The following is a 2,303-nucleotide window of genomic DNA, read 5'->3' on the forward strand; positions in this document are numbered from 1 at the left end:
TCCTCGCGCACCAGCGGAGTCGTCAACCGGTCCCGCGACTGCGCGTACCGGAAGGCGAACCGGCCCTTGTCGCAGTTCCACTCCTCGTTCACCGCCGGATCCTCGCCCGCCAACCGGCGCAGCACCTTGCCCCGGCGGTGGTCGGTGCGCTGCGCGCAACCCGCCGAGCAGTGCTCGCACACGCTCGGCGAGGACACCAGGTCGAACGGACGCGAACGGAACCGGTACGCCGCCGACGTCAACGCGCCCACCGGGCAGATCTGGATCGTGTTCCCCGAGAAGTACGACGCGAAGTCGTCCCCCTCCCCGGTGCCCACCTGCTGCAGCGCCCCGCGCTCCACCAGGTCGATGAACGGGTCCCCGGCGATCTGCTGCGAGAAACGGGTGCACCGCGCGCACAGCACGCAGCGCTCCCGGTCCAGCAGCACCTGGCTGCTGATCGGCACCGGCTTCTCGTAGGTGCGCTTCATGCCCTCGAAGCGGGAATCCGCCGCGCCGCTGCTCATCGCCTGGTTCTGCAACGGGCACTCGCCGCCCTTGTCGCAGACCGGGCAGTCCAGCGGGTGGTTGATCAGCAGCAGCTCCATCACGCCGCGCTGCGCCTTCTCCGCCACCGGGGAGCTGAGCTGGGTGCGCACCACCATGCCCTCGGCCACCGGGATGGTGCAGGAGGCGACCGGCTTGCGCTGGCCCTCGATCTCGACGATGCACTGCCGGCAGGCGCCGGCCGGGTCCAGCAGCGGGTGGTCGCAGAAGCGCGGGATCTGGGTGCCGATGGTCTCGGCGGCCCGGATCACCAAGGTGCCCTTGGGGACCTTGACTTCGACGCCGTCGATGGTGAGCGTGACCAGCTCGACCACGGGCTTGTCTCCCGTGTCTCCCGCGCCTCCGGTGGAGGCGGTTGGCTCTGTGATCGTCACGCGTGCACCTCCCTTTCGGTGGCGGACTGGTGGCCGGGGCGGGGGCCGTCGGCCCAGACGGTGGAGGCGGCCGGGTCGAACGGGCAGCGGCGCTCGGCCAGGTGCTGCTCGTACTCGGCCCGGAAGTACTTGAGCGAGGAGACGATCGGACTGGCCGCGCCGTCGCCCAGCGCGCAGAAGGACTTGCCGTTGATGTTGTCGGCGATGTCGAGGAGCTTCTCCAGGTCCCCCTCGACGCCCTCGCCGGCCTCGATCCGCTTGAGCAGCTGGACCAGCCAGTAGGTGCCCTCGCGGCAGGGGGTGCACTTGCCGCAGGACTCGTGGGCGTAGAACTCGGTCCAGCGGGTGACCGCCCGCACCACGCAGGTGGTCTCGTCGAAGACCTGCAGCGCCTTGGTGCCGAGCATCGAGCCGGCCGCGCCGACGCCCTCGTAGTCCAGCGGGACGTCGAGGTGCTCCTCGGTGAACATCGGGGTGGAGGAGCCGCCCGGGGTCCAGAACTTCAGCCGGTGCCCGGCCCGGATGCCGCCGCTGAGGTCCAGCAGCTGGCGCAGGGTGATGCCCAGCGGGGCCTCGTACTGGCCGGGGTTGGTGACGTGGCCGGAGAGCGAGTAGAGCGTGAAGCCCGGGGACTTCTCGGTGCCCAGGCCCTTGAACCACTCCTTGCCGCGGGCCAGGATCGACGGCACCGAGGCGATCGACTCGACGTTGTTGACCACCGTCGGGCAGGCGTACAGGCCGGCCACCGCCGGGAACGGGGGCCGCAGCCTCGGCTGGCCGCGGCGGCCCTCCAGCGAATCCAGCAGCGCCGTCTCCTCGCCGCAGATGTACGCGCCGGCGCCGGCGTGCACGGTGATGTCGAGGTTCGCGCCGGAGCCGAGGATGTCGCGGCCCAGCAGCCCGGCCTCGTACGCCTCGGCGACCGCCGCGTGCAGCCGGCGCAGCACCGGGACGACCTCACCGCGCAGGTAGATGAAGGCGTGGTCGCAGCGGATCGCGTAGGAGGCGATGATCATGCCCTCGATCAGCGCGTGCGGGTTGGCGAACAGCAGCGGGATGTCCTTGCAGGTGCCCGGCTCGGACTCGTCCGCGTTGACCACCAGGTAGTGCGGCTTGCCGTCGTTCTGCGGGATGAACTGCCACTTCATCCCGGTGGGGAAGCCCGCGCCGCCGCGGCCGCGCAGGCCGGCGTCCTTGACCAGGGCGATCACGTCGTCCGGGGGCAGCGCCAGGGCCGCCTTGAGGCCCTCGTAGCCCTGGTGGCGGCGGTAGGTGGCGAGGGTCCAGGGGCGGCTGTCGTCCCAGGAGGCGGAGAGGACGGGGGTGAGCAGCTTCTCGGCCGGCTCGGCGGCGGTCATCACGCTTCCTTCCCTTCCTGGCCGG

At 71.2% G+C, this 2,303-nt stretch carries 2 protein-coding genes; both read right to left on the reverse strand.

What is annotated here, in order from left to right; all coding sequences use genetic code 11:
- The coding region (locus J0670_RS36110) for a 2Fe-2S iron-sulfur cluster-binding protein (protein ID WP_307806851.1) at positions 1–914 on the reverse strand (914 nt) is incomplete at its 3' end.
- Positions 915–916: 2 nt separating this feature from the next.
- On the reverse strand, positions 917–2,278 hold the full coding sequence (gene nuoF, locus J0670_RS36115; protein ID WP_207816939.1) for an NADH-quinone oxidoreductase subunit NuoF: 1,362 nt from the start codon (positions 2,276–2,278) through the stop codon (positions 917–919).
- Positions 2,279–2,303: the final 25 nt, after the last annotated feature.

Source organism: Streptomyces sp. FH025, from assembly GCF_017427025.1.
Lineage (GTDB): Bacteria > Actinomycetota > Actinomycetes > Streptomycetales > Streptomycetaceae > Kitasatospora.